20 protein-coding genes are annotated in these 21,869 nt (G+C 40.9%); 10 read left to right on the top strand and 10 right to left on the bottom strand.

Translation table 11 applies throughout. The features are described from left to right. Positions 1-44 precede the first annotated feature (44 nt). A complete protein-coding gene (locus ABXT41_RS01065; RefSeq protein ID WP_415390993.1) occupies positions 45-2,030 on the top strand; it encodes a hypothetical protein in 1,986 nt (661 codons plus the stop codon). 393 nt (positions 2,031-2,423) lie between these two features. Here the strand turns inward: ABXT41_RS01065 and ABXT41_RS01060 are convergent, their stop codons facing one another. Further along, entirely contained in the window at positions 2,424-3,407 is a 984-nt protein-coding gene (locus tag ABXT41_RS01060) for a hypothetical protein (RefSeq protein WP_415390992.1), read from the bottom strand. A 384-nt stretch (positions 3,408-3,791) separates the two neighbouring features. Here ABXT41_RS01060 and ABXT41_RS01055 point away from each other — a divergent pair, with 384 nt between their 5' ends. After that, positions 3,792-4,346 (top strand): recombinase family protein, encoded by a 555-nt coding sequence (locus ABXT41_RS01055; RefSeq protein ID WP_415390991.1) that lies wholly within the window; start codon positions 3,792-3,794, stop codon positions 4,344-4,346. A gap of 123 nt (positions 4,347-4,469) precedes the next feature. On the opposite strand, the gene ABXT41_RS01050 is transcribed toward ABXT41_RS01055, so the two are convergent. From ABXT41_RS01050 to ABXT41_RS01035, 4 genes are read right to left on the bottom strand one after another with little or no spacing between them, the layout of a single operon-like run. Next, positions 4,470-4,835 carry a hypothetical protein gene (locus ABXT41_RS01050; RefSeq protein ID WP_415390990.1) on the bottom strand — a complete coding sequence of 122 codons (366 nt, stop codon included), beginning with the start codon at positions 4,833-4,835 and terminating at the stop codon, positions 4,470-4,472. After that, the gene (locus ABXT41_RS01045; RefSeq protein ID WP_415390989.1) at positions 4,825-5,136 is read right to left on the bottom strand and encodes a heavy-metal-associated domain-containing protein; all 312 of its coding nucleotides are present in this window, start codon (positions 5,134-5,136) and stop codon (positions 4,825-4,827) included. The genes ABXT41_RS01050 and ABXT41_RS01045 overlap by 11 nt, the downstream gene beginning before the upstream one ends. Positions 5,137-5,147: 11 nt before the next feature. After that, a complete protein-coding gene (locus ABXT41_RS01040) occupies positions 5,148-5,792 on the bottom strand; it encodes a hypothetical protein (protein WP_415390988.1) in 645 nt (214 codons plus the stop codon). Then, entirely contained in the window at positions 5,785-6,105 is a 321-nt protein-coding gene (locus ABXT41_RS01035) for a metal-sensitive transcriptional regulator (RefSeq protein ID WP_415390987.1), read from the bottom strand. Before ABXT41_RS01035 ends, ABXT41_RS01040 begins: the two co-directional genes overlap by 8 nt. 222 nt (positions 6,106-6,327) lie before the next feature. Here ABXT41_RS01035 and ABXT41_RS01030 point away from each other — a divergent pair, with 222 nt between their 5' ends. Next, complete coding sequence (locus ABXT41_RS01030; protein ID WP_415390986.1) at positions 6,328-6,834, top strand: DUF2237 family protein; 507 nt, start codon at positions 6,328-6,330, stop codon at positions 6,832-6,834. A 151-nt stretch (positions 6,835-6,985) separates the two neighbouring features. Here ABXT41_RS01030 and ABXT41_RS01025 read toward each other — a convergent pair whose 3' ends face one another. Both ABXT41_RS01025 and ABXT41_RS01020 read right to left on the bottom strand, forming a co-directional pair. Beyond that, complete coding sequence (locus ABXT41_RS01025) at positions 6,986-7,135, bottom strand: DUF2256 domain-containing protein (protein ID WP_415390985.1); 150 nt, start codon at positions 7,133-7,135, stop codon at positions 6,986-6,988. A gap of 43 nt (positions 7,136-7,178) precedes the next feature. Then, positions 7,179-7,733: a carboxymuconolactone decarboxylase family protein gene (locus ABXT41_RS01020; protein WP_415390984.1), complete on the bottom strand. Its 555-nt coding sequence runs from the start codon at positions 7,731-7,733 to the stop codon at positions 7,179-7,181. Between the two features lie 149 nt (positions 7,734-7,882). On the opposite strand from ABXT41_RS01020, the gene ABXT41_RS01015 reads away from it, so the two are divergent. From ABXT41_RS01015 to ABXT41_RS01005, 3 genes are all read left to right on the top strand, one after another. Then, positions 7,883-8,797 (top strand): efflux RND transporter periplasmic adaptor subunit, encoded by a 915-nt coding sequence (locus tag ABXT41_RS01015; RefSeq protein ID WP_415390983.1) that lies wholly within the window; start codon positions 7,883-7,885, stop codon positions 8,795-8,797. Continuing rightward, on the top strand, positions 8,798-11,908 hold the full coding sequence (locus tag ABXT41_RS01010; RefSeq protein ID WP_415390982.1) for an efflux RND transporter permease subunit: 3,111 nt from the start codon (positions 8,798-8,800) through the stop codon (positions 11,906-11,908). Between the two features lie 72 nt (positions 11,909-11,980). Further along, positions 11,981-12,619, top strand: coding sequence for a class I SAM-dependent methyltransferase (locus ABXT41_RS01005; RefSeq protein WP_415390981.1), 639 nt, complete (start codon positions 11,981-11,983; stop codon positions 12,617-12,619). Between the two features lie 26 nt (positions 12,620-12,645). Here ABXT41_RS01005 and ABXT41_RS01000 read toward each other — a convergent pair whose 3' ends face one another. Next, positions 12,646-14,016: a Do family serine endopeptidase gene (locus ABXT41_RS01000; protein WP_415390980.1), complete on the bottom strand. Its 1,371-nt coding sequence runs from the start codon at positions 14,014-14,016 to the stop codon at positions 12,646-12,648. 139 nt (positions 14,017-14,155) lie between these two features. Between ABXT41_RS01000 and ABXT41_RS00995 the strand changes: the two genes are divergently transcribed. The 4 genes from ABXT41_RS00995 (at position 14,156) to dxs (ending at position 18,348) form a co-directional block, all read left to right on the top strand. Further along, entirely contained in the window at positions 14,156-15,172 is a 1,017-nt protein-coding gene (locus ABXT41_RS00995) for a quinone oxidoreductase family protein (RefSeq protein ID WP_415390979.1), read from the top strand. Between the two features lie 60 nt (positions 15,173-15,232). Then, positions 15,233-15,466 (top strand): exodeoxyribonuclease VII small subunit, encoded by a 234-nt coding sequence (locus ABXT41_RS00990; RefSeq protein ID WP_415390978.1) that lies wholly within the window; start codon positions 15,233-15,235, stop codon positions 15,464-15,466. Next, complete coding sequence (locus ABXT41_RS00985; RefSeq protein WP_415390977.1) at positions 15,466-16,359, top strand: polyprenyl synthetase family protein; 894 nt, start codon at positions 15,466-15,468, stop codon at positions 16,357-16,359. Before ABXT41_RS00990 ends, ABXT41_RS00985 begins: the two co-directional genes overlap by 1 nt. An 87-nt stretch (positions 16,360-16,446) precedes the next feature. Next, positions 16,447-18,348, top strand: a complete 1,902-nt coding sequence (gene dxs, locus ABXT41_RS00980; RefSeq protein WP_415390976.1) for a 1-deoxy-D-xylulose-5-phosphate synthase — start codon at positions 16,447-16,449, stop codon at positions 18,346-18,348. Between the two features lie 23 nt (positions 18,349-18,371). Here the strand turns inward: dxs and dinG are convergent, their stop codons facing one another. Together dinG and ABXT41_RS00970 are read right to left on the bottom strand one after the other, a co-directional pair. Then, positions 18,372-20,540: an ATP-dependent DNA helicase DinG gene (dinG, locus tag ABXT41_RS00975; RefSeq protein WP_415390975.1), complete on the bottom strand. Its 2,169-nt coding sequence runs from the start codon at positions 20,538-20,540 to the stop codon at positions 18,372-18,374. 124 nt (positions 20,541-20,664) lie between these two features. Next, entirely contained in the window at positions 20,665-21,816 is a 1,152-nt protein-coding gene (locus tag ABXT41_RS00970) for a 1-acyl-sn-glycerol-3-phosphate acyltransferase (RefSeq protein WP_415390974.1), read from the bottom strand. Positions 21,817-21,869 lie beyond the last annotated feature (53 nt).

The raw sequence follows: 21,869 nt of genomic DNA, 5'->3' as shown, positions 1-21,869 counted from the left end.
CTTACTTAGTCACCTGAATACTAACCAAGTGAATCGAAAATATTATGCATAGAACTATTTACCAATCTATTGGGGTGGTCAGTCTTGTCATCACTCTCTCTATTACTTCCCAGGTAATGGCTCAAGATGCTTGTGTAACTGGAACTAGTACTATGCCTTCACATGGATGTTTTGTTAGTGGGGTTAACGACATCACTTATACCTTAACATCTGATACTCCTATAGCTTCTCCTGCAGGCTTAACTGGAATAAGGATTATGAATTCTGATAGGAATACTCTTAGTTATACTGGAGATATAACTTCTGTAGCTCTTAACACATATGGTTTGTTTATGAGTTCTAGTGACAATAACACAATTACTATAACTGGAGATATTGCTACTGATGGTTATGGAATAATTACTACTCATAGTAACAATAACGATATTACGTTAAATGGAAATATTAATACAAGTAAGTATCTTTCCTATGGTGCTATGATTATTACTGAGGTTAACTCTAACTTTACACTAAATGGAAATATCACTACAACTGCAGTAGATACTCCTGGAATAATGTTATACAACACTACTGACATGAATGTTCTAATAAATAGTAATAGTAATATTAATGTTGAAGGTGGTGGAGGTCCATTTGGACAAGTAGTTGGTTGGGGTCTAGATGTTTCAGGAAGTACTGGAGCTACTATAACTAACCTTGGTACTATTAATACGTTAGGAGCTGGTGCACATGATATCAATGTAAGAAATGCATCTACTATAGCCACCCTAAATAACCGCCAAAGTGGACTTACTTATTATGGAAAAATACCAACCAATTATAATGCTGTCATTAATAGTACTTCAGACTACGGAAAAATAATTTTTAGTACCGTTAGCGGAACAACTTCTTTTGGTATATATGCAGGGTCTGTTTTACAAAATAATACTACCTATGCTAGCGTCATTGATGGCTTAGAAGCATCAAATATTACCGCAGGACATTCAGGTTATTATTCCTATGATGGAAGAACCTGGGCGTGGACCTTGGAGAATTCATCTGCCAACTTATGGGACTTAGTTGTAGGTGGCTGTATAGGATGTATGACGGAAGATACTATAGATACTATTGAGGAAATTGGGGATAGTATTGCCTCAGAATTTTCACAACTTTTACACAAATCTGCCACCGCTAATTTTGCCAACATGAATACTTATGATTGCGATTTATTTAATCAAAAAGGAAACTGTTTCTCTATAGGGGGTCGTCACACAGATGTAAATGCTAATAATAACTCTGACTCGTCAAGCTCAGCGGCAGTGTTTGTTTGGGGTAAAAAGTTTAACAAGAACTTTCGCGCTTCAGGGTTTGTCGACCAACAAGTCACAAGAAAGAATCCCAGAGGTCTAAAGGTGAGCAATAAAGGACCTATGATCGGTGGAAACTTAGTATGGAACCAGTTTGCTAATCATCTTGGTTTTCAAGTCAGAGTAGCCAATGCTTACCAAGTAAAAGATATGACCATTACCAGAAGCGAAATAGGTGAGGCGGAGAAAGGAAAAGGTAAAACCGAGATTGATGTACAAAGTTATGTTGCTGAAGTGTCATACCAGTTTAGTGATGGAGCTAATTTTTACCGCCCCTACCTTGCTGCGCGTCGTGCTATTATCAAACAAGATGGTTATACCGAGACGGGAGTCGAAAATCCTTTGACCTTTAATACCTTAGAAGATAAATCGACTACAGTAATTATGGGTATGAAAGCCAAATATAAGCTCGACAATACAGTCACACTTAATGGAGCTCTTGGCGTTGAACATGATGTAAGTAACAATGTGGATAAAATCCAAGCCACTTCTTCAACCATAACTGGACTCACACCAGTCGATCTAAATACCAGTATCAATAAAACCAGACCAGTAGTAACTTTAGGTGCTACTTATTATATCACCCCAAATCAAGCTTTTTCAGTACAAGCGCAGTATCAAGAGTTAGCCTACACCAAGACTAGTTCTAAGACTCTTTACTTTAATTACACAGTAGGGTTTTAACTACTCATCATAGTGGTGCAGATAAATGTAGCAATCTAGTCTGGCTAGATGTTTGTATGGATAGGTGTTTGTATGGCAATACATAACTTGGTCTAGTTTTATCAGACCTACTGTTATTAGATAATCCCCAGAGTGCCCGGATATTTTCGGGCATTTTTATGTTTGTTGGTTTTTCAATTTCAGCTATTTTGTATGGGGGTGGGTACTATAAATATAGCCCAAGCTGAGACACCCCCCGTGGGGTAAATATTTAGCCACAGATTTAGCCACAGATTTATGTTTTTTTGATGGTAGTTGGTTTTTAAAGCCTTATGAATGGCGGGCTTCAGAGATGATATGAAAGTGCTACCGTGCAGTAATCTAGCATGAGCATCGCAACTAAAAGTGATAACTTTAATCAGTGACTACGACATCCACTTGAAAGGGGTCTGCGCCCATTTTGATGATGTATTGTCGTTCGGCGCCAACGTCATAGCCTGTGTCAATAGCGACTGCATCTGTAAGCTTGAAATTGATTTCGAAGTTGCTTGATGCTGTTACAACCTTATCTGTTGCGAAATCAACTCTGACAAAAATTCTTTTTGCGTTAGCAAAACCAGTCGCAACACTTGCGTTGTCATCTTGCAGCAACTTGGCTCTCATAACGTCGCCACTCGGCTGTGTGTAAGAGCTTGCATCGGTAGCCGTAAAGGCTTCTTCGCCGAATCCTCCCCCCAGTGAATCAAATATTTCCTTAGTGAATGCTGGGGCAGCATCTGCGGCTGTACCACATTCTATTCCGGTGCTTGTGACTGACCCATTGTCGCGCAAGGCAGGATCAAAACCACCATAAGTAGTGGTGTATGCTATGGACCAGCAGGTAGTTCCTGACACTATACCTCCACCAGCAGGGTTTGAAAACATAGCTGTATCGAATGTTTGTGTATGCTTAACCTCGAGGGAGTTGTTGAGTATCATGAATCCATAGCCGTAGGTTCCTGGGGCGATAACACCAGTCGTAGCTAAAGCTGCTGGTACGCCAACTCCTTGAATGGTATGAACCACCGGTGTCTCAGAGTCAATGAAATATGAACAAGTTGAAAAGTCATTAACTGCAAACGGGTCTGCTGTACATGTACCAAATTTATATATATTAATACGGTAAGCATCAGGAATCTCCGAGCAATAACTGCCATCGTTGCTTGTATCTGCCGCCTGTTTGAAGGGGCTACTGCCAGCTGGAGCTGGACTCCCGAGTCCTTGATATACCTTGATGATGCTACCAGAAGATTTCTCGCACACCTTGCTAAGATTATCATCAAATGCTGCCAAGGCAGAAGATGAAACGAAAATGAACGGAAGTATTAAAATCATTAGCCACTTGCGTGTATTTGTCATGTTTATTTTTCTTAAACTATCAATTTATTAAACAGATTACTCTAATTATAGGATTATTCAATTTCAGCTATTTTGTATGGGGGTGGGTACTATATACAAGCAGCAAGCCATAAGCCCTCCCCCGCCCCCTGTCCTGTTATCCAAGAATATTTAAAAGTAATAAGTTTTTCAAACTAACGAAACAAAAGTTTTAAGAAGCAATAGCAGCAAGCATTAGCTAGTGTATCTACAAGTGTACTTACGAATACATCATATCCCATATTAAATAAATACACCTCAAGCCTTATGTTCTGGTACTTGGTCATATTATTGTCTTAAGTCTAGACATGTAAATACACTAAGAGTACAGTAAGAACAACTACACCGACTTGGAGAATGTAGGCAATGAGATTAGGTTATAAGAGAGTAAGCAGCGTAGACCAGAACACAGCCAGACAGTTAGATGGAGTTGAGCTTGATAAGGTCTATGAAGATAAGTGCAGCGGAAAAGATACAAATAGACCAGAGCTTCAACGCTTATTAGATAGCATGAGAAGTGGTGACACTATTGTTGTACATGACATTAGTAGATTAGCTAGAAACCTTACTGACCTACTCCAACTGATTGAAACGATTAACAGCGCAGGTTGTGAGCTACAGTTTATTAAAGAGGCTATCACGTATAATAGAGAAGACAAGAATCAGAAGCTGATGCTTTCAATCATGGGTGCAGTGGCTACCTTTGAACGTGACATGATTAGAGAAAGGCAAAGTGAAGGTATAGCGATAGCTAAGGCTACTGGTGTTTACCTAAAGAGAAAGCAGTCTAAAGCAATAGATAAAGAGGGTATCGTAGATGCTCTATCTAGTGGGGTATCAGTAAGAAAGACTGCTAATAAGTTTGGTGTTGCACCATCAACTGTATCTCGTATTAAGAAGCAGCAACATCAATGGGAGTGAAAATGGGAGTAGATAACCTCTACAACTCCTTTAATCCCTATAATGTTACGGCAGAGGGCTGAATTGGTTCAATTCCCGCCGCCTCCACCAATATAGTTAAAGCCCAGTGTATAAGCGCTTCACTTATAGCAAAGATGGAATGAGGTAAGCAAAAGTAAGCCCAATAATAAAAAATCCTACTGAAATAAAATAAATAATTAATGATAGTTTTTTTGCCTTAGTGCACGCATCCGCTTTTTTTTCGTCTATAGGGCAAGGCAGATTTTTTGCGCGGTATTGGAGCACTCCAGAAATTACGAGCATCGTAAAAGCACCAATAAATATCTGAGCCTTATATATTGAAATAACAATGAGTTGTGGAAATATTGAAAAAAGAGAACTTAGCGCTGCCCCCGCACCAATTGAAACTAGCAACGCAGGTAACGCACAGCAAATAATAGTTCCGCTACTAGCAAATAAAGATAGGTAGTCTGCTAGCTTATTTTTCATTCTCGATCCTAATTTGACTCATAGTGCCAGGAAAAATTTCTATTTTTCGAACATCGTAGCCTGCATCATTGATCACTTTCGTAATAAGTTTATTATCAAGCCCATCTTTCGATTCTATAGCGACAAAGTAATTTTCTAGACTAACAAAAACATCATCAACGTTATCCGCGGCCCTGAAGCTCTTCTCTATACCTTGTGCGCAAAAAGCGCATACCATACCCAGTACTTCAATTTTTTGAGTCAATGCGTAGCTATGCACACTGAAAAGTATTATGGCTATTAGAAATATTGTTTTTTTCATTAAATACTCTCCTAAAATGTATACATGAAATGAAAGGATGCATCTCCATCCGTCGATACTCCAACATCCATAAATATGGATTTATTAATCAATCTAAGTGTAGGCGTATATTTAATTTTGTTATTTAGACTATTGATGTTTTTAGTTTTTAATATGAACCAGGGCTGAATTTCAGTGTACCCTGCTGCATAGAACGAAAAGCCGCCTTCAATTTTGGTTGCATCAAAGTTCTCATGACCAGCTCTTAAGACTTGGTGAGAAACCATTCCGTACATTCTTTTGGTCTCATAATCAAACTGCAAGATTGGGCTTAAATAGACATGATGCTCTTTTATGTTATTTTTTTTTATGCCTATAAAGCCTGCTCCAGCAAACAGCCATAAATTTGCCTGCGAATTAATAGTATTTTTTCTCATCAATTTTCTTAAATAAAATATTTCTCCTGACGTTGTGTCATAGCCGTTACCCTTAGCTCTAACAGTCTTTACGCCAAACGACTCCTTAATAGATGAAGCGTAGCTAGACTCAATACTAAAATAATTTTTGCTCGCTTGAGTCATGCTGGTTGTTGACCCTTTAAAGCTCATCGGTGCTGCATGAATCATAGATTGGTGCGCTGCTAACAGCAAAATAAATATGAAATACAACTTATTCATGTTTTTCGTCACCAACATACAAAACATTTTTCCCCTTATACAAATTTGTTAGCTCTCGAATTTTTTCTTTCTGAGCATTCTTGTCATTTGACTGAAAGGCATCAATCACACAGGATTCAAGGTGCTTTTGAAGCATAATTATTTCGAGTGACTGGCAAGCTGAACTCACTGCCCTTAATTGCGTGATAATGTCAGGGCAATACCTGCCTTCTTCAATCATTTTTTTTATCCCATTCAGCTGACCTATAGCTTTATTCACTCTTGGAATATGTTTTCCATAATCTGGATATTTTGATTCGCAACAATCTGCCATGGTTTGTTTCCCCTAGTCTAACTAAAATACCTTATACCTCTATATGGTATAGGTAAGTAAATAAAATGCAATTGTAAGTAAGGCAAGCGCTGAAGAAGAGACTGCTAGCGGCATGTCGGTTAGGAGAGGTGTTAGTCAGTTATCAAGAGTAAGGCGCTAAACAAGAAAGGTAGTGAATATAGACAAAGATGTTTGGTTTTCTAGAAGAGGAAATAAAAAGTAGTGATAAAGGTAACAACAACTACATTACCCATACCTGTTAAATGTATACTACATGGTGGTTACCAAGGGAGGCGTAAGATGGAAGAAGGGCATAATGAAACTAAAGAGTTCGCTGGAGGTAATACTTCTCCTAGACAACACCATGAGCAAACAAAAAATGTTTTAGGCGGAAAATTGACTTCCTGCTGCAGTGATCCTGTGACTGGCTTTCTAAGGGATGGGTATTGCAATACTAACTTAGCAGATCACGGAACCCATGTAGTATGCGCCATCATCACAGATGAGTTTCTGAGGTTTACTAAATCAAGAGGTAACGATCTAGGTACGCCTCTGCCTGAATATCAGTTTCCAGGGCTAAAAACAGGTGACCGATGGTGTTTATGTGTATTGCGCTGGAAAGAGGCTTATGAGGCTGGTATGGCTCCACTCTTAGATTTTAAGGCAACACATGAGAAGGCGTTAGAATATATTTCCAGAGATATATTAGAAAAATTTCGAATCGATTAGAAAAAATATCTAGTTATCGATACTGTCTTTTTTATTACAGATCCCTGTCAGGATTTTTTTAATCAAATACGCTTAGTCAGACCAGCTTTATAGTTTAAGTCCATTGTATGGGTAAGAATGAAACTTTATATAGAAAATAATTTATCTTCATTTATTGAGATTTATTTTTTTCACTCTTGCATTTTATTGAGCAATATCTAACTTCATTCCAAACTTTTTCCCACTTCTTTCTCCAGCTGAATGATCGATTACATATAGGACAAACTTTCTGTGGGAGGTGTGTTTTTTTCACTCCTTTCATAAATTAATACGCCTTTACCATTATTCTTCCATTCGCCATCCCATTAAACCGATTTTGTCCATTCGAATTTTTTAAACGGTGCATCTACAGGCGTTTTCGCTAAGTGATTGATGTAGTTAGACATCACTTTCTGAGAGACCCCAAGAATTACTTCGAGGATATGGCGGCGAGTAAACCCAGCATTGAGAAATATCTGAACTGTGTCGTTATCCACATTACCTCGGTCGCGAACCACGCTTACTGTAAATGCGCGCAGAGCCTCTAGTCGGTCGCTGGGTAGTGGTGTTTCGTTACGCAGTGCTTCTGATATGTCATCACTTACACCCATGGATTTAGCTATCGCGGTGTGTCCAGGAACACAGTAGTGGCATGAGTGTTCAACATTGATTGCCTGCCAGACTACGGTGAGCTCATCCTTGTCAAAACAGGAGTTAACGAAGAGTTCATGAATACACTGGTATGCTTCAAGCAGCTCTGGTGATTCAGCCATTACTGCGTGTAGCCTTGGAATCATGCCAAAGGCTTTTTGCGACTGGGCTAACAGTGGTTTGCTGGCGCTAGGTGCGCTTTCTTCTGTGTGTAAAGTGAATCCAGTCATAGTGTTCTCCAATTCATCAATTTCTCTTCTTTTTTACAGGTTTACCCCGATTGGAACTATTTTGTATGTACCAGGTTACTATATATACTGAATGAATATTTACTATAAAGCCTGAAGAATACTTTTTTATAATTAAGAGCAGTGCCAATATGATTCACATCACAGCCTTTTTAGTTCTTCTAACACTCATCATCACAGTCTTACCAGTAATGGCAAAAAGATCGTCCCAAGAAGGTCCGACTAGTGTTATTGTCGCGCCTGTCAAAAAAACTATGCTAACTGATCGAGTGGAAGCATTAGGTACAACCAGGTCAAATGAAATGACCTTAATTACAGCCAATACTGCCGAAAAAGTGACTGCGATACACTTTCAAGAGGGCCAGGTAGTTAAAACTGGCGATTTGCTAGTAACCCTGCGCCTAGATAAGCGAGCTATTTTAGCGCCCTTTGATGGTGTTCTAGGCTTACGGGAGGTGAGCGTAGGTGCGCTAGTCCAACCGGGAGACCCCATCACAACAATTGATGATATCAGTATCATAAAAATTGACTTTGATGTGCCATCGATTTTCTTGTCGTTACTACAAAAAGATATGCCGATTACTGGCAAAGTAGCGGCTTTCGGCAACAGAGAATTTGCTGGTAAAATAAAAACGATAAATACACGAATCGACCCTATCACAAGAACGATCAAGGTCAGGGCGATCGCTTCCAATAAAGATCGAATTTTAAAGCCAGGCTTGCTAATGAAGGTTGTCATTATGGCGCATGAGCGTCAGGCGCTACTCATACCTGAAGAAGCCCTCATTAAGCGTGGCGAGAAAAATTTTGTATACATCGTAACCAAAGCTAACAGCCAGCTAAACGCGCAAGAGATTGGGGTTGAGATTGGATCTAGGATACCTGGTGAGATTGAAATTTTGTCTGGGGTAAAGCAGCACGATCAGGTGATCACACACGGATTGTTAAAAATTAAAGATGGCGCTGAAATTTCCATTCGCGCTATAGAAACAGAAAATACTCCATTAGCTGAACTGTTAATACAAAATGTTCATGGTGCGCACTAAATGTTCCTGTCGGATATTTCTGTTAAACGGCCAGTTTTTGCCTCAGTTATAGCCCTACTATTGGTTTCATTTGGCTTGGTTTCATTTTCTAATCTCTCCTTACGTGAATATCCCGATATTGATCCACCCGTAGTTTCTATCAGTACAACCTACCAAGGAGCCTCAGCTAATATTGTCGAAACTCGTATCACTGAAGTAATTGAAGATAGAATTTCAGGAATTGAGGGTATAAAATTTATCTCATCTAATTCATCTGATGGTCGCTCTCGCATCAATATTGAATTTGATATTAATCGTGATATTGAAGCGGCGACCAACGATGTACGTGATCGTGTTTCTGGAGTAATTGACAATTTACCCGAGGAGGCGGAACCCCCTGATATTCAAAAAGCAGACTCAAGCGATGATGTTATCTTATGGCTCAATCTCGTAAGTGACAGACTCGACACTATGGAACTTACAGACTATGCCAAGCGATATCTGCAGGATCGCTTTTCAGTGCTTCCTGGTGTAGCTCGAGTGCGTATTGGCGGTGGGCTAGAATACTCAATGCGAGTTTGGCTAGATCGCACCCAAATGGCAGCACGAAACATCACATTTACTGATGTAGAAAATGCGCTAATAAAAGAAAACATCGAACTGCCCGCCGGAAGCATTGAATCAATTAAGACACAATTTACCGCTCGCATTGAACGCGCCTATCAATCCCCTGAAGATTTTAAAAAGCTAGTTGTTAGCCGAAATAACAACAATGATCTTGTAAGGCTGGGTGATATAGCTCGTATTGAAAAAAGTGCAATTGAAAATAGAACTTTTTTCCGCGGCAATGGAATACCAATGATTGGAATTGGGATTGTCAAGCAATCGAAAGCGAACATTATCACTATAGCTCAGGACGCGATTGATTTAGCAAAACAACTAGGGCCTGACCTGCCTCTTGGCATGGAAATCATCAACTCATACGACACTTCAGTCTTTATACGTAATGCGGTTACTGCTGTATATAAAACGTTATTTATCACTATCAGTTTGGTTATTTTTGTCATTTACATGTTTCTCGGAAATGCTCGTGCAATGCTTATTCCGGCAATTACGGTGCCTGTATCTTTAATTGCAACATTTACGGTTTTATATGCCTTCGGTTTTTCAATTAATCTGCTGACATTGCTAGCTATGGTGCTGGCAATTGGACTGGTCGTTGATGATGCTATTCTGGTATTAGAGAACGTCTCTCGACGCATTGAAGAAGGAGAGCCCCCTCTTACTGCAACCTATAGAGGAACTCGTCAGGTTGGGTTTGCTATTGTTGCCACCTCGCTAGTACTAATCGCAGTGTTTACGCCGATCACTTTTTTGAAAGGAGATCTAGGAAGACTATTCACTGAATTTGCCATCGCGATGTCTGTCGCAGTAGCATTTTCAACTGTGGTAGCCCTATCGCTTAGTCCAATGATGGCATCTAAAATCTTAAAAAAAACAGAGCCTAACCAGCTGGCTAAGAAAATTGATAGCATCTTCGCAAAGGTCAAATCAGCATACTCATCGCTGTTAGAAAAATTATTAGGTTATCGGATGCTAATGATTGGTGTTTTTGCTGCTGTTGCGGCATTAGCCATTTTATTTATCAATATCCTTCCATCCGAATACGCACCCAAGGAGGATCGTGGGGCATTCTACCTCATAGTCACCGGGCCAGAGGGTGCTAGCTTTCAATACACCAAAGAGTACATGGATGAGATTGAAAAACGCATGCAGCCCTATATTGATAGCGGCGAAATCAGCCGCTCTTTGGTTAGGGCGCCTCGACAGTTCGGCGCTCTCACGAGCTTTAATGACGGCATAGTGATTGCTGTGCTGAATGACTGGAGTAAGCGCCGTTCAGCTAAGATTATCATGGGTGAAATTTCTAAAAATATGAGCGATCTTCCTGGTGTTCGCGCATTCCCTGTCATGCGTCAAGGGTTTGGCCGAGGAACCAAAAAACCTGTTCAGTTTGTTATTGGCGGTGGCACTTATGAGCAACTAGGAGAATGGCGCGATACTCTGATCAAAAAAATAAATCAAAATAATCCTGGATTAATCGATCTTGACAGCGACTATAAAGAAACGAAGCCGCAACTACGTATTGTTATCGAAAGAGATCGAGCGGATGACCTAGGAGTGAGCGCGCGCACTATTGGTCGCACGCTAGAGGCTATGCTGGGATCGCGTCGTGTCACCACCTATATTGATGATGGAGAAGAGTATGATGTGATTCTAGAAGGAGAGCGGTCCAAGCAAAATACTCCGACAGACTTACAAAATATTTATGTGCGATCTGACAGTACAGGGAGACTAATTCCGCTAGGTAACCTGATTACAATTGAGGAATACGCTGATGCTAGATCACTAAATCGCTATAATCGTACGCGCGCTATTACAATTGAGGCCGGACTCAAAGAGGACTATTCGCTAGGAGAAGCTCTATCCTTTATGCGCCAATTAGTGCGTGAGCACTTACCTGAAACTGCTGTCATCGATTATAAGGGTACCTCGCTGGATTACCAGAAAAGTGGCTCATCGTTACTATTTGTTTTCGCCTTAGGTTTTGCTGTTGTGCTCTTAGTTTTAGCGGCTCAATTTGAGAGCTATATTCATGCTCTAGTGATTATTTTAACCGTTCCTCTCGCAATTTCTGGAGCGCTAGCGGGGCTATATTTCACGGGAAATTCTTTAAATGTTTATACGCAAATTGGGCTCATTATGCTGGTTGGCTTGGCAGCCAAGAATGGAATTTTGATTGTTGAATTTGTTAACCAGCTACGTGATGAGGGAATGGAATTTTCTAAGGCCTTGATCAGAGCTGCAGAAACCCGTCTGCGTCCGATTGTCATGACATCAATCACAACTATGGCGGGCTCTATTCCTCTAATTTTATCTTCCGGAGCAGGGGAAGAGACAAGAAAAGCTATTGGCATAGTGATTTTATTTGGAGTTCTGGCGGCAACATTCTTTACCTTATTTATTGTGCCTATTGCTTATGACTTGCTAGCTCGCAATACCGGCTCTCCAAGAGACGTTGAACGTCAACTAAACCAAGAGATAAAAGAATTAAATCATCAATCGAGGTAGCCATTCTTATGTTATCTTTTGTAGAATACCCCTACTTTATGAAATATATTTGAATACCATTCCTATCTTAATATGAACTTTGATAAAAAAATATCGTTTGAATTACCTGATGATGCATTTAGTCGGCTGGATGAAACGGCAGATGAAAAATTTTACACCATCCCCAGGTTTGTTGCGCATATCGACTATAGCGCGATAGATGCTGTCACAAATATCTACCGCAAATATCTGCCTGAAAACGGGGACATTTTAGATCTCATGAGTAGCATGCTATCCCATCTGCCAGAGGAAGTAGATTATAAAAGTGTTACCGGCTTAGGTATGAACGAAAGAGAGATGTTTCATAATAAGCAACTGGATACATGGGTGGCTCATAACCTCAACGATGACCCCAGTCTTCCCTTTCATGACAACCAGTTTGATGCTGGCATTATATGTGTGTCTATTGACTATCTAACGAATCCAGTAGCCGTACTAAAAGACATGGGAAGAGCATTAAAAAATGGCGCGCCATTAATTATCACTTATTCAAATCGTTATTTTGAAGCAAAAGCCACGTCAGTCTGGCTGCAGCTCAATGATGAACAACGCGGCTATTTAATCAAATCCTTCCTTTCTGAGGCTGATTCTTTTGGAAATATAGAAATCGCCGATTATTCGCCAGAATTTGGTGATCCGCTGTATGCCGTGATTGCGAAAAATACTGCATAACCAGATCACCAGAAACTAGTCCGCCTCTAGCGAATAACCACATACATTGGGCGTCCATTTCGGCTAATTTGCAATAAAATTGAACTCTGGCTCAATTTCAATGCTTCACTGAAACTATTGAAATCGGTTACTCTTTTTCTGTTGACTCCAACTATTAGATCTCCTGGCCTTAATCCAATATATGCAGCTCGAGAATTGGGCTCTAAATCAACAACCATCAAGCCATTGTTGTCTCGACTTGGCTCTACACGAATACCTTCTAATAGCGGATGCAACTGTCCATCAATAGTACTGGACTGCTGCTTACCAATTCCTACCTGCAGTTTTTTAGCTTTACCTTCACGAATCAAGCTTAACTCCACCTTGTCTCCCACTCCTTTTATGCCAATCTGACTTCTAAGTTGCCCCCCTGAGCTGGTAGCTCTTCCATCAACAGCAGTAATGACATCACCCGCCTTTATACCCGCTTCTTCGGCTTCAGAGTCTTCCGCTACACCTGTTATTAGAACCCCTTGCTGGCCATTTTTTAAATCAAACGCTTCACGCAGTTCAGGCGTAATATCTTGAATAGAAACTCCTAATTGACCTCTCTTTACCTCGCCTGTTGCGAGAATCTGTTCCATGCTCGCTTGAGCCATATTGACAGGGATTGCAAAACCAATACCTACATTGCCTCCTGATGGAGCAATAATTGCTGTATTGATACCGATAAGCTCTCCATTCAGACTCACTAGCGCTCCCCCGGAATTTCCTGGATTAATTGATGCATCGGTTTGGATAAAGTTTTCATAGCCTTCAATCCCCAACCCTGTCCGACCCAAGGCGCTCACTATCCCAGTAGTAACCGTCTGCCCCAAACCAAAGGGGTTACCTATAGCTACAACAAAATCTCCCACATCTAATTTATTGGAGTCACCCAAACGAACCTCAGCAAGATTTTTGGCGTCGATATGCAAAATAGCAATGTCCAACTCTGGATCCACACCTTTAATTTCAGCAGTAAATTCTCGTCCATCCGTCAAAGATACACGCACTTCATCAGAATTTTTTATCACATGATGATTTGTCATAATGATACCTTTTGCGGCATCAACAATAACTCCGGAGCCAGCACTTTGTCGCCTTTTACGAGGTGCTTGTGATTCAGGTCTACGTTTCTGACCCGGTCTGCTTTGGAAAAAACGCTTAAAAAAGGGATCATTCATTAGTGGATTTTGTGCTTGGCTATTTGTTGAAAATGTAGCGATATTTACCACTGCAGGGTTTACCTGCTTTAGCATAGGAGATAGCGAAGGTAGCTTATTTCCAGAAGCATCCGATAAAGGAAACCCAGCATGCGCTGCTGAAAAAAAACAAACAATAAACAGAAAAAAAGCCAAACGCTTCAGTTGAGACATGACTACTCCTAAGTAATTACGATTAAGAGAGCCAAGCCCTCTTAAAAAAAGATTATACAAAAATACTTCATATAAGACTAAAGATGTACTAAAAAATTCCGTAAACTATAGTCGATATATTTAAGTAAAGGATACCACAATGCAAGCAGTCGTATTAACAAGCACTAATGGCCCCAGCTGTCTGAAAATCAAAGAGGTAGAAACCCCATCTCCTATGCCTGGAGAAGTACGAATAAAGTTGGTTGCATCAGCGCTCAATCGACGCGACTACTGGATGACACGAGGCGGTTATCCAGGAACACAGGTGCCTTGCATACCAGGTTCTGATGGAGCAGGGATAATAGATAAAATAGGCGAGGGTGTTAATTCAAGCTTAATTGGTAAAGAAGTTATTCTGTACCCGGCTAGGGCATGGGGAGAAAATGAAGTTTATTATGGGCCTGATTTTCGTGTTCTTGGAATGCCTGATCAGGGCACCTTTGCAGAATTTATTTGCTCCCCCGCAGGAGATGTTCATGCTAAACCAGAACACTTAAACTGGCAGCAAGCTGCAGCTATACCACTTGCTGGACTTACAGCATGGAGAGCAGTGGTCACACAGGCTGAAATACATTTAGGTCAAAAGGTTTTAGTCACTGGGGCAGGCGGCGGCGTGTCTACGTTTGCCATATTATGGTGCCTGCATCTTGGCGCAGAAGTTTATGTCAGCAGTGGTAGTGCAGAAAAAATTGATGCCGCTAAAGCGCTGGGGGCTACTGGAGCTGAAAATTACCAAGATCCGGATTGCTATAAAAAATTACACGAACAATCTGGAGGCTTTAATGCCGTTATTGACAGCGCTGCAGGCGATGCATTAAATAGCGTGCTAAGCACTCTTCTCCCTGGTGGACGATATGTTTTCTTCGGATCCACGGCCGGTGGACCTCCTGATGGTCTTCCGATGGGCAAACTTTTTTTTAACCATATTCGTATTCAAGGAACAACCATGGGCAGTAATACTGAGTTCAAAAACATGGTACATTTCCTCAATAGCAATAAGATTAAGCCAGTAATTGATTCTGCATACCCTTTATCAAAGGCTATTGAAGCGCACATGCAAATGGAAGTATTTGGGCATACGGGTAAAATTATTCTACTCAACGATGCAGTAGGCTGACAATTGACTATGTGTATTAGCTCAGCCACTGCTGCTAATTATATTTTGGAGGACGGCAAAGTGAAAGAATCAAAACAACCTATTGATTTTGAAAAAAAAATCAACGAACTAGAAAAAATAGTAAAAAATATGGAAGAAGGATCCCTAAATCTCGAAGACTCACTAAAATTTTTTGAAGATGGGATTAAAATAACTCGGGAATGCCAGCAGGCATTGAAAGATGCAGAATTGAAGGTTGAGATGCTAACTATGGGATCAGGCAAGCTTGAAGCATTTGAGCCTGAGGATAACTAATGAGTAACAAGTCTTTTGCTGATTTTTTGCACTCTTGCCAACAACGAATCGAGCAAAAACTAACTGTCCTTCTGCCTGAAAAAACAGACTCCAGCAATCTGTTGCATGAAGCAATTCGATACAGCGTTTTAAATGGTGGTAAGCGTTTACGTCCGGCATTGTCTTATGCTACAGCAGAAGCTTTGGGTGGAGTAACTGAAGACACCGACTTAGTATCTATGTCTGTAGAGCTAATTCATGCCTATTCACTCATACATGACGATCTACCATCTATGGACAATGACGCCCTAAGAAGAAATAAACCTACTTGTCATGTTGTTTTCGGTGAAGCAATCGCAATCCTAGCCGGAGACGCTTTGCAAGCAATGGCATTTGAACAACTCACCAAATTTGATAAAGTTCCCCCTAAAACATCACTTCAACTGATCGCCTGCCTTGCAAAAGCAGCAGGGGCAGACGGGATGGTTAAAGGGCAAGTCATAGACATATCCTCTGTTAATCAAACATTGACCCTAGAGGAGCTGGAACTCATGCATCATAAAAAAACTGGTGCGATGATTCATGCTAGCATCATGATGAGCGCACTATCTGCTGGTCTTTCAAATCCATCTGAACTTACAGCTCTTAATGCTTACGGCCTATCTATTGGTCTAGCCTTTCAAGTTCAGGACGATATTCTTGATGTTGTCGGAGACACTAAGGCAATAGGGAAAATAGCAGGTGCGGATGAGGCGTTAAACAAAGCTACCTATGTCCAACTTCTTGGTTTGGATGGAGCCAGAGAAAAAGCCACTCAATTACATACATCAGCAATAAACGCATTATCAGTTTTTGATGAAAATGCGCAACATCTGAGAGAAGTAGCTGACTATATTATCAGCCGAAAGTACTAAAAGTATTTTAAATTTAAAAATCAAACTCGCAGCACTTAAATATAAATTTTGGTGTAGTATTACATCTCAATTTCGGATACCAAATAGATGGCACAAACCTTTAACAATATACCTCTGATTCGACCAGTAACTCCACTACTCGACAGCATTAACGATCCTTCTGACTTAAGGGGGCTCACGTCGGAACAGCTATTGATATTAGCAGATGAATTAAGAGGTTATCTGCTATTTAGCGTGGGGCATAGTGGTGGGCATTTTGGCGCTGGACTGGGCACCATTGAGTTAACGATTGCTCTACATTATGTCTTCAATACGCCGGATGATAAGCTTGTCTGGGATGTTGGACACCAAGCATATCCACACAAAATCCTAACTGGTCGTAGAGAAGAGATACTTTCTGTGCGCAAGGCAAAGGGCTTATCGCCTTTTCCAAACAGAGAAGAAAGCACTTATGATGCTTTTGGCGCAGGTCACTCAAGCACCTCCATTAGTGCCGCACTGGGTATGGCTCTCGCCTTCAAGCTTAATAGCGACACAAAAAAAACTGTCGCCATTATCGGTGATGGTGCTATGACAGCAGGTATGGCATTTGAAGCACTTAATCATACCGCTCATACCGATGCTGACCTATTAGTTATCTTGAACGATAACAATATGTCCATCTCACATAATGTAGGAGGTCTCGCTACCTACTTCTCTAAGATATGGTCTAGTCGTTTCTATAATACAATACGCGAAGGAGGCAAAAAAGTTCTGCGAGCGGTACCTGCAGCTTCAGCTTTTGTTAAAAAAACTGAAGTACACTTGAAGGCAATGGTTGCTCCAGGAATTGTTTTTGAGGAACTCGGGTTTAATTATATAGGGCCCATAGATGGCCATGATGTCCCTCTTTTAATAAAAACATTAAGCAATCTAAAAGCCCTTTCAAGCCCAATTCTTTTACATACAATCACACAAAAAGGTAAAGGATTTGGACCAGCAGAATCAGATCCTGTTGGCTACCATGCATTAAATAAAATTGAGCCAAATGTAACTGCTCCCGAAGAAAAAATCTCAACAAAGCCGCCAAAAAAGAAATATCAGCAAATTTTTGGTGACTGGCTGTGCGACATGGCAGCTGAAGATCCCCTACTTATAGCAATTACACCAGCTATGTGTGAGGGTTCAGGGATGGTTGAATTTTCTCAACGCTACCCAGATCGCTTCCATGATGTTGCTATAGCCGAACAACATGCCATTACTTTAGCTGCAGGCCTTGCCTGCGAAAACACAAAGCCTGTAGTTGCAATTTATTCTACTTTCTTGCAACGAGCCTATGATCAGCTCGTTCATGATGTGGCACTGCAGAATCTTAATGTTTTATTTGCTATAGACCGTGCTGGTCTTGTTGGTGAAGACGGGGCGAGTCATGCAGGGAGTTTTGATATCACTTTTCTCCGTTGCATTCCGAATTTAATCATAATGACTCCTTCCAATGAAAATGAAACACGCCAAATGCTTTACACTGGATTTTCTCACAATGGTCCTGCTGCTGTTCGGTATCCTCGTGGAACAGGCCCAGGAATAGAAATAATTCAAAAAATGACGGCCCTAACTATCGGTAAGGGTAAAATAGTCAGGGAAGGAAAGCGGCTAGCGATCTTAAATTTTGGAGCTTTACTGGAAACCGCAAGATTGGTCGGAGAGGAGCTGAATGCCACCGTTGCAGATATGCGCTTTGTTAAGCCATTAGATGCCGCGCTTATAGAAAAACTATCGTCAGAAAATATACTGCTAGTCACAGTTGAGGACAATGCAGTTTTTGGTGGAGCTGGAAGTGCTGTAAGCGAATGCCTGGCATGCTTAGGTCTTGCTACACACGTGTTGCACCTAGGCCTTCCTGACAAATTTATAACTCATGGAAGCCGCGAATATCAACTAGATCTAGCTGGCTTAGATCAACTAAGTATGAAGCTTTCAATTCAAACTAAACTAAAAGCACTCAATTAAAAGACTCACAGAGTGCTCTAACTTTAAGAAAAGCCTCTACCGAATGGTGGTAAATCAGCCAACAGTTGCTTACCATAGCGCCTGGTGATGATTCGTCGATCCAAAATGGTAATCCTACCTGTGTCTTTCTCTGTGCGAATCAATCTACCACATGCCTGATGTAATCGAATAGATGCCTCAGGCAACATTAAATCCATAAATGGATTGCCCCCCTTCCCTTCTATCCATTCAGATACTGTTGAGTAAATAGGATCATCTGGAACTGAGAAAGGTATCTTGGCAATAATAACATGTCGACAATAACTGCCAGGAAAATCCATGCCCTCAGAAAAACTTGCTAAGCCAAAAATAACACTACCTTCCCCTTCATCAATAGCTAGTTTATGCCGGCGTACAATTTCTTGATGTCCGTACTGTCCTTGAGTCAGGACAATTTTTCTATATTCTGATGGTAGCCCTTCTGACACCAAATCCATCTGTCGGCGAGAAGAAAAAAGAACTAAAGTCCCTTCATTCCAATCAATTAATTCTGGCATCTTTTCAATCAACGCATTCGTATGGCCAGCTGAATCACTTGGGTCAACACCGATATCTGGGATCAACAAAACCCCTGCAGCAGCAAAATCAAAAGCCCCTTCTACCGCTACGCACTCTGTCTGAGCTGGTAGCCCAGTGCGCTGCTTAAAATTATTAAAACTACTTAATGTTCTTAGTGTAGCTGATGTAAGTATAGCGCCGTAACACTGCTTCCATAAATTTGCATGAAAAATACCTCCAGCATCTGTTGGTGATGCAGACAAGCAGATATCCAAATTACCCAAATTTGATTGCTCAAGCGAAATCCAGCGAGCACTAGGAGAGCGCTCAAGGTTATTCTTAAGCTTGCCGTCTTTCTTAGAACCAATATCAGTATTTGCGCTTTGTGCGTAGCTTTTCCACAATCTCTGGACCGCCTCAACTCTACTCTGCCAAACTCCTACTTGCTGAAATAATTGCTCTAGATCTACTTGTGGAAGAGGGAAATGAGGCTCATCCATAGCCTCTCCCAGACTATCCGACAATGTTTTAATTAAGGCAGCTAATGTATTGAATTCTTCTGACACATGCCCAGCAATCTCTCTTATCTCGCCTCCTGGGTCACCTCCGGGGAAACACCAAGAAGGTGTCTCATTATCCGTATTATTTAAAAATTTTTCGAAGATAGGATAACTTAATCCTAATAATGTTTCAGATGCCCCGGCCGCCTTACCTATTTTTTCTAGACGCTTCTGGATATCTGGGGTCTGCAAAAAAAGCGCCAATTTTCCAGCTATTTGCTTCTTGACTTGACCTAACCAATTCATAGTATTTTTTAGACGGCACTGACTCGAGAAATGATTTAGCGCTGTCGCGCCTATTCGATGAGCCTCATCAAAAATATATATAGTGTCCTCGGGAGCAGGCAAAATTACCCCACCGCCCAAGGCTAAATCAGCCATCACTAAATCATGGTTGGCAACAATACATTCAGATTTCTCTAGCTCATCTCTGGCCTTGAAAAAACAGCACTCTGTAATATATCGACAACGCCTCCCTGTGCATTGGCGTCGATCTACTGTCAGCGGGCGCCAATCTACATCTTCCAAAACATCGGACCAGCTATCCCTGTCTCCCAGCCAACTACCTTCTTTCAGGGACTGATCCATAGCACGATAACTTTCTATGATATTAGCCGTTGGATTAAAAGTGATCTCATCCTCAAACAAAAATGCGCCGGCATCCTTTGCTTGCGCGGTATCAAGGCATTGCTCTAACTTAAGGGGGCAAAGATATCGCCCGCGACCTTTAACAAGACTAACACTGTAGTCCCATCCTGCACTTTCCAATAACAAGGGGATGTCTTTATTAACCAACTGCTCTTGCAGCGCAACCGTTCCAGTAGCAATAACTACTTGTTTTCCTAGCAGCCTGGCCAAAGGGAGTGTCGATAACAAATAGGCAATTGTTTTGCCTGTCCCTGTGCCTGCTTCAACTACACAAATACCATCATCAGAAATTTTGCATCCTTCTTCATCCTGCTTAACGCTGCCTATGGTATTAGCGATAGCTGCGATCATTTGCTTTTGCCCAAGTCTTGGCTGCAAACTATTGCCCTCTAAAAACTGACGATAGCCTTGCTGAATCTCTTCTTTTATTGCGTCATCTATCGGCATTATGTTCCATTTGATCAGTAAATACAGGGATCAGAGAAGATTGTAACAGTAGGGGTAGGGTCTCTAAAGGATTTTAAGTAAAAGTAAACCAGACCAACCTCTTGCGAGCAGAAAAGTAAGTTCTCTATAGGGATCCGCGGCGGGCTATTTTTTGAGAAACAGGATTTGCATACATTTCGAGAACAATTTTTTGAGCCTCAGGGGCAATAGAATTGATGCGTTGATTAAACTCATGAGTTATTTTCACCCAATCGCAATCAATCTCTGTAAGCATAATGTCAGTTTCGTTAGTGGACTTATATAATTTATAGTATGCCAATAAGTTGGTGGCATGCAGCTTGTAATTACTAATAATTTGCTGATCCATTGCAAGTGCTGCATCATCTGCAGACGTATAATCTGCCACCAGGGGTTCTCCAAAAGAAACATGCACTGCGCCTTTCCGGCCAACAATACCTTGATATATGCTAAAAAAATCTTCATGTTCATTTTTTTCATAGCTGCCGTTTGTTCTTTTTTCTAGGAGCTCCAGCCCTTTTTCTGCATCAAGGGGGTCAAATTCATACGAAATAGCCACAGGAACCACATTAAGCTCTTGTAAAGCATTTCCAAAGGTTTGGTCTTTTTGCTTACTGAATGTCAGCATTTTTAACAATGCAGGCTCTGTCTTATCCATGCCATTCTTTGCTCGACCTTCCCGTTGAGCAATCCATACTGAAGATTTATCTTCAGCTAACGAAGAACGAATGTACCGCGATAACTGCATTAACGCTGTCATCTTTTCACGTCTCCCTACAACTGATCGCTTAACAACAAAACTTTTATTCACTCGCGCCAGATCAGATACAAATTGTTTAGTTAAAAGATTGTCTCCTATCGCAATTCTTACACTGTCCCTACCATCGTCAAGCAAGGCTACATTAACGAAAGCAGGATCCATCGCTATATCACGGTGATTGCTGATGAAGAGGTATGGTGTATTGCGGTCCAATTTTTCAAGACCGGTGACCGTTAAAACACTACCAATTTCTACTAATAGGTTACCGAAACTCTCTCTTATAGCACTATGAAGATGACTAACTGTTCGCATCTTTGAGAAAGAAGAGCGCAATGTATAAGAAATAACTGGGCGTACCAACCAAGGAGCCCAACGACGTAACCTTGGATACTTGATTGACAAAAGAGTGTCTATAAATTCTCGGTTCTTTGCCAGCCTAGACAAAACAGCAACCACCTCACTATCGTAATAGTGTCTGATATCATCAAATTCATTCATAGTTAAAATGGCTTTTTTTATTAAATGGGAATTACTGCGGAACTTTCCTTGTG

This window comes from Porticoccus sp. Uisw_050_02 (assembly GCF_047729555.1).
Classification (GTDB): domain Bacteria; phylum Pseudomonadota; class Gammaproteobacteria; order Pseudomonadales; family Porticoccaceae; genus Porticoccus.
This window is presented reverse-complemented; position numbering and strand designations above follow the sequence as displayed.

Bases quoted from the DNA above. Each gene is read 5' to 3' on its own strand.
- ABXT41_RS01015 (WP_415390983.1), top strand. From the start codon at position 7,883: ATGATTCACATCACAGCCTTTTTAGTTCTTCTAACACTCATCATCACA.
- ABXT41_RS01005 (WP_415390981.1), top strand. From the start codon at position 11,981: ATGAACTTTGATAAAAAAATATCGTTTGAATTACCTGATGATGCATTT.
- ABXT41_RS01055 (WP_415390991.1), top strand. From the start codon at position 3,792: ATGAGATTAGGTTATAAGAGAGTAAGCAGCGTAGACCAGAACACAGCC.
- ABXT41_RS01035 (WP_415390987.1), bottom strand. From the start codon at position 6,105: ATGGCAGATTGTTGCGAATCAAAATATCCAGATTATGGAAAACATATT.
- ABXT41_RS01060 (WP_415390992.1), bottom strand. From the start codon at position 3,407: ATGACAAATACACGCAAGTGGCTAATGATTTTAATACTTCCGTTCATT.
- ABXT41_RS01020 (WP_415390984.1), bottom strand. From the start codon at position 7,733: ATGACTGGATTCACTTTACACACAGAAGAAAGCGCACCTAGCGCCAGC.
- dxs (WP_415390976.1), top strand. From the start codon at position 16,447: ATGGCACAAACCTTTAACAATATACCTCTGATTCGACCAGTAACTCCA.
- ABXT41_RS01045 (WP_415390989.1), bottom strand. From the start codon at position 5,136: ATGAAAAAAACAATATTTCTAATAGCCATAATACTTTTCAGTGTGCAT.
- ABXT41_RS00970 (WP_415390974.1), bottom strand. From the start codon at position 21,816: ATGAATGAATTTGATGATATCAGACACTATTACGATAGTGAGGTGGTT.
- dinG (WP_415390975.1), bottom strand. From the start codon at position 20,540: ATGCCGATAGATGACGCAATAAAAGAAGAGATTCAGCAAGGCTATCGT.
- ABXT41_RS01010 (WP_415390982.1), top strand. From the start codon at position 8,798: ATGTTCCTGTCGGATATTTCTGTTAAACGGCCAGTTTTTGCCTCAGTT.
- ABXT41_RS00995 (WP_415390979.1), top strand. From the start codon at position 14,156: ATGCAAGCAGTCGTATTAACAAGCACTAATGGCCCCAGCTGTCTGAAA.
- ABXT41_RS01065 (WP_415390993.1), top strand. From the start codon at position 45: ATGCATAGAACTATTTACCAATCTATTGGGGTGGTCAGTCTTGTCATC.
- ABXT41_RS01040 (WP_415390988.1), bottom strand. From the start codon at position 5,792: ATGAATAAGTTGTATTTCATATTTATTTTGCTGTTAGCAGCGCACCAA.
- ABXT41_RS01000 (WP_415390980.1), bottom strand. From the start codon at position 14,016: ATGTCTCAACTGAAGCGTTTGGCTTTTTTTCTGTTTATTGTTTGTTTT.
- ABXT41_RS01025 (WP_415390985.1), bottom strand. From the start codon at position 7,135: ATGAAAGGAGTGAAAAAAACACACCTCCCACAGAAAGTTTGTCCTATA.
- ABXT41_RS01050 (WP_415390990.1), bottom strand. From the start codon at position 4,835: ATGAAAAATAAGCTAGCAGACTACCTATCTTTATTTGCTAGTAGCGGA.
- ABXT41_RS00985 (WP_415390977.1), top strand. From the start codon at position 15,466: ATGAGTAACAAGTCTTTTGCTGATTTTTTGCACTCTTGCCAACAACGA.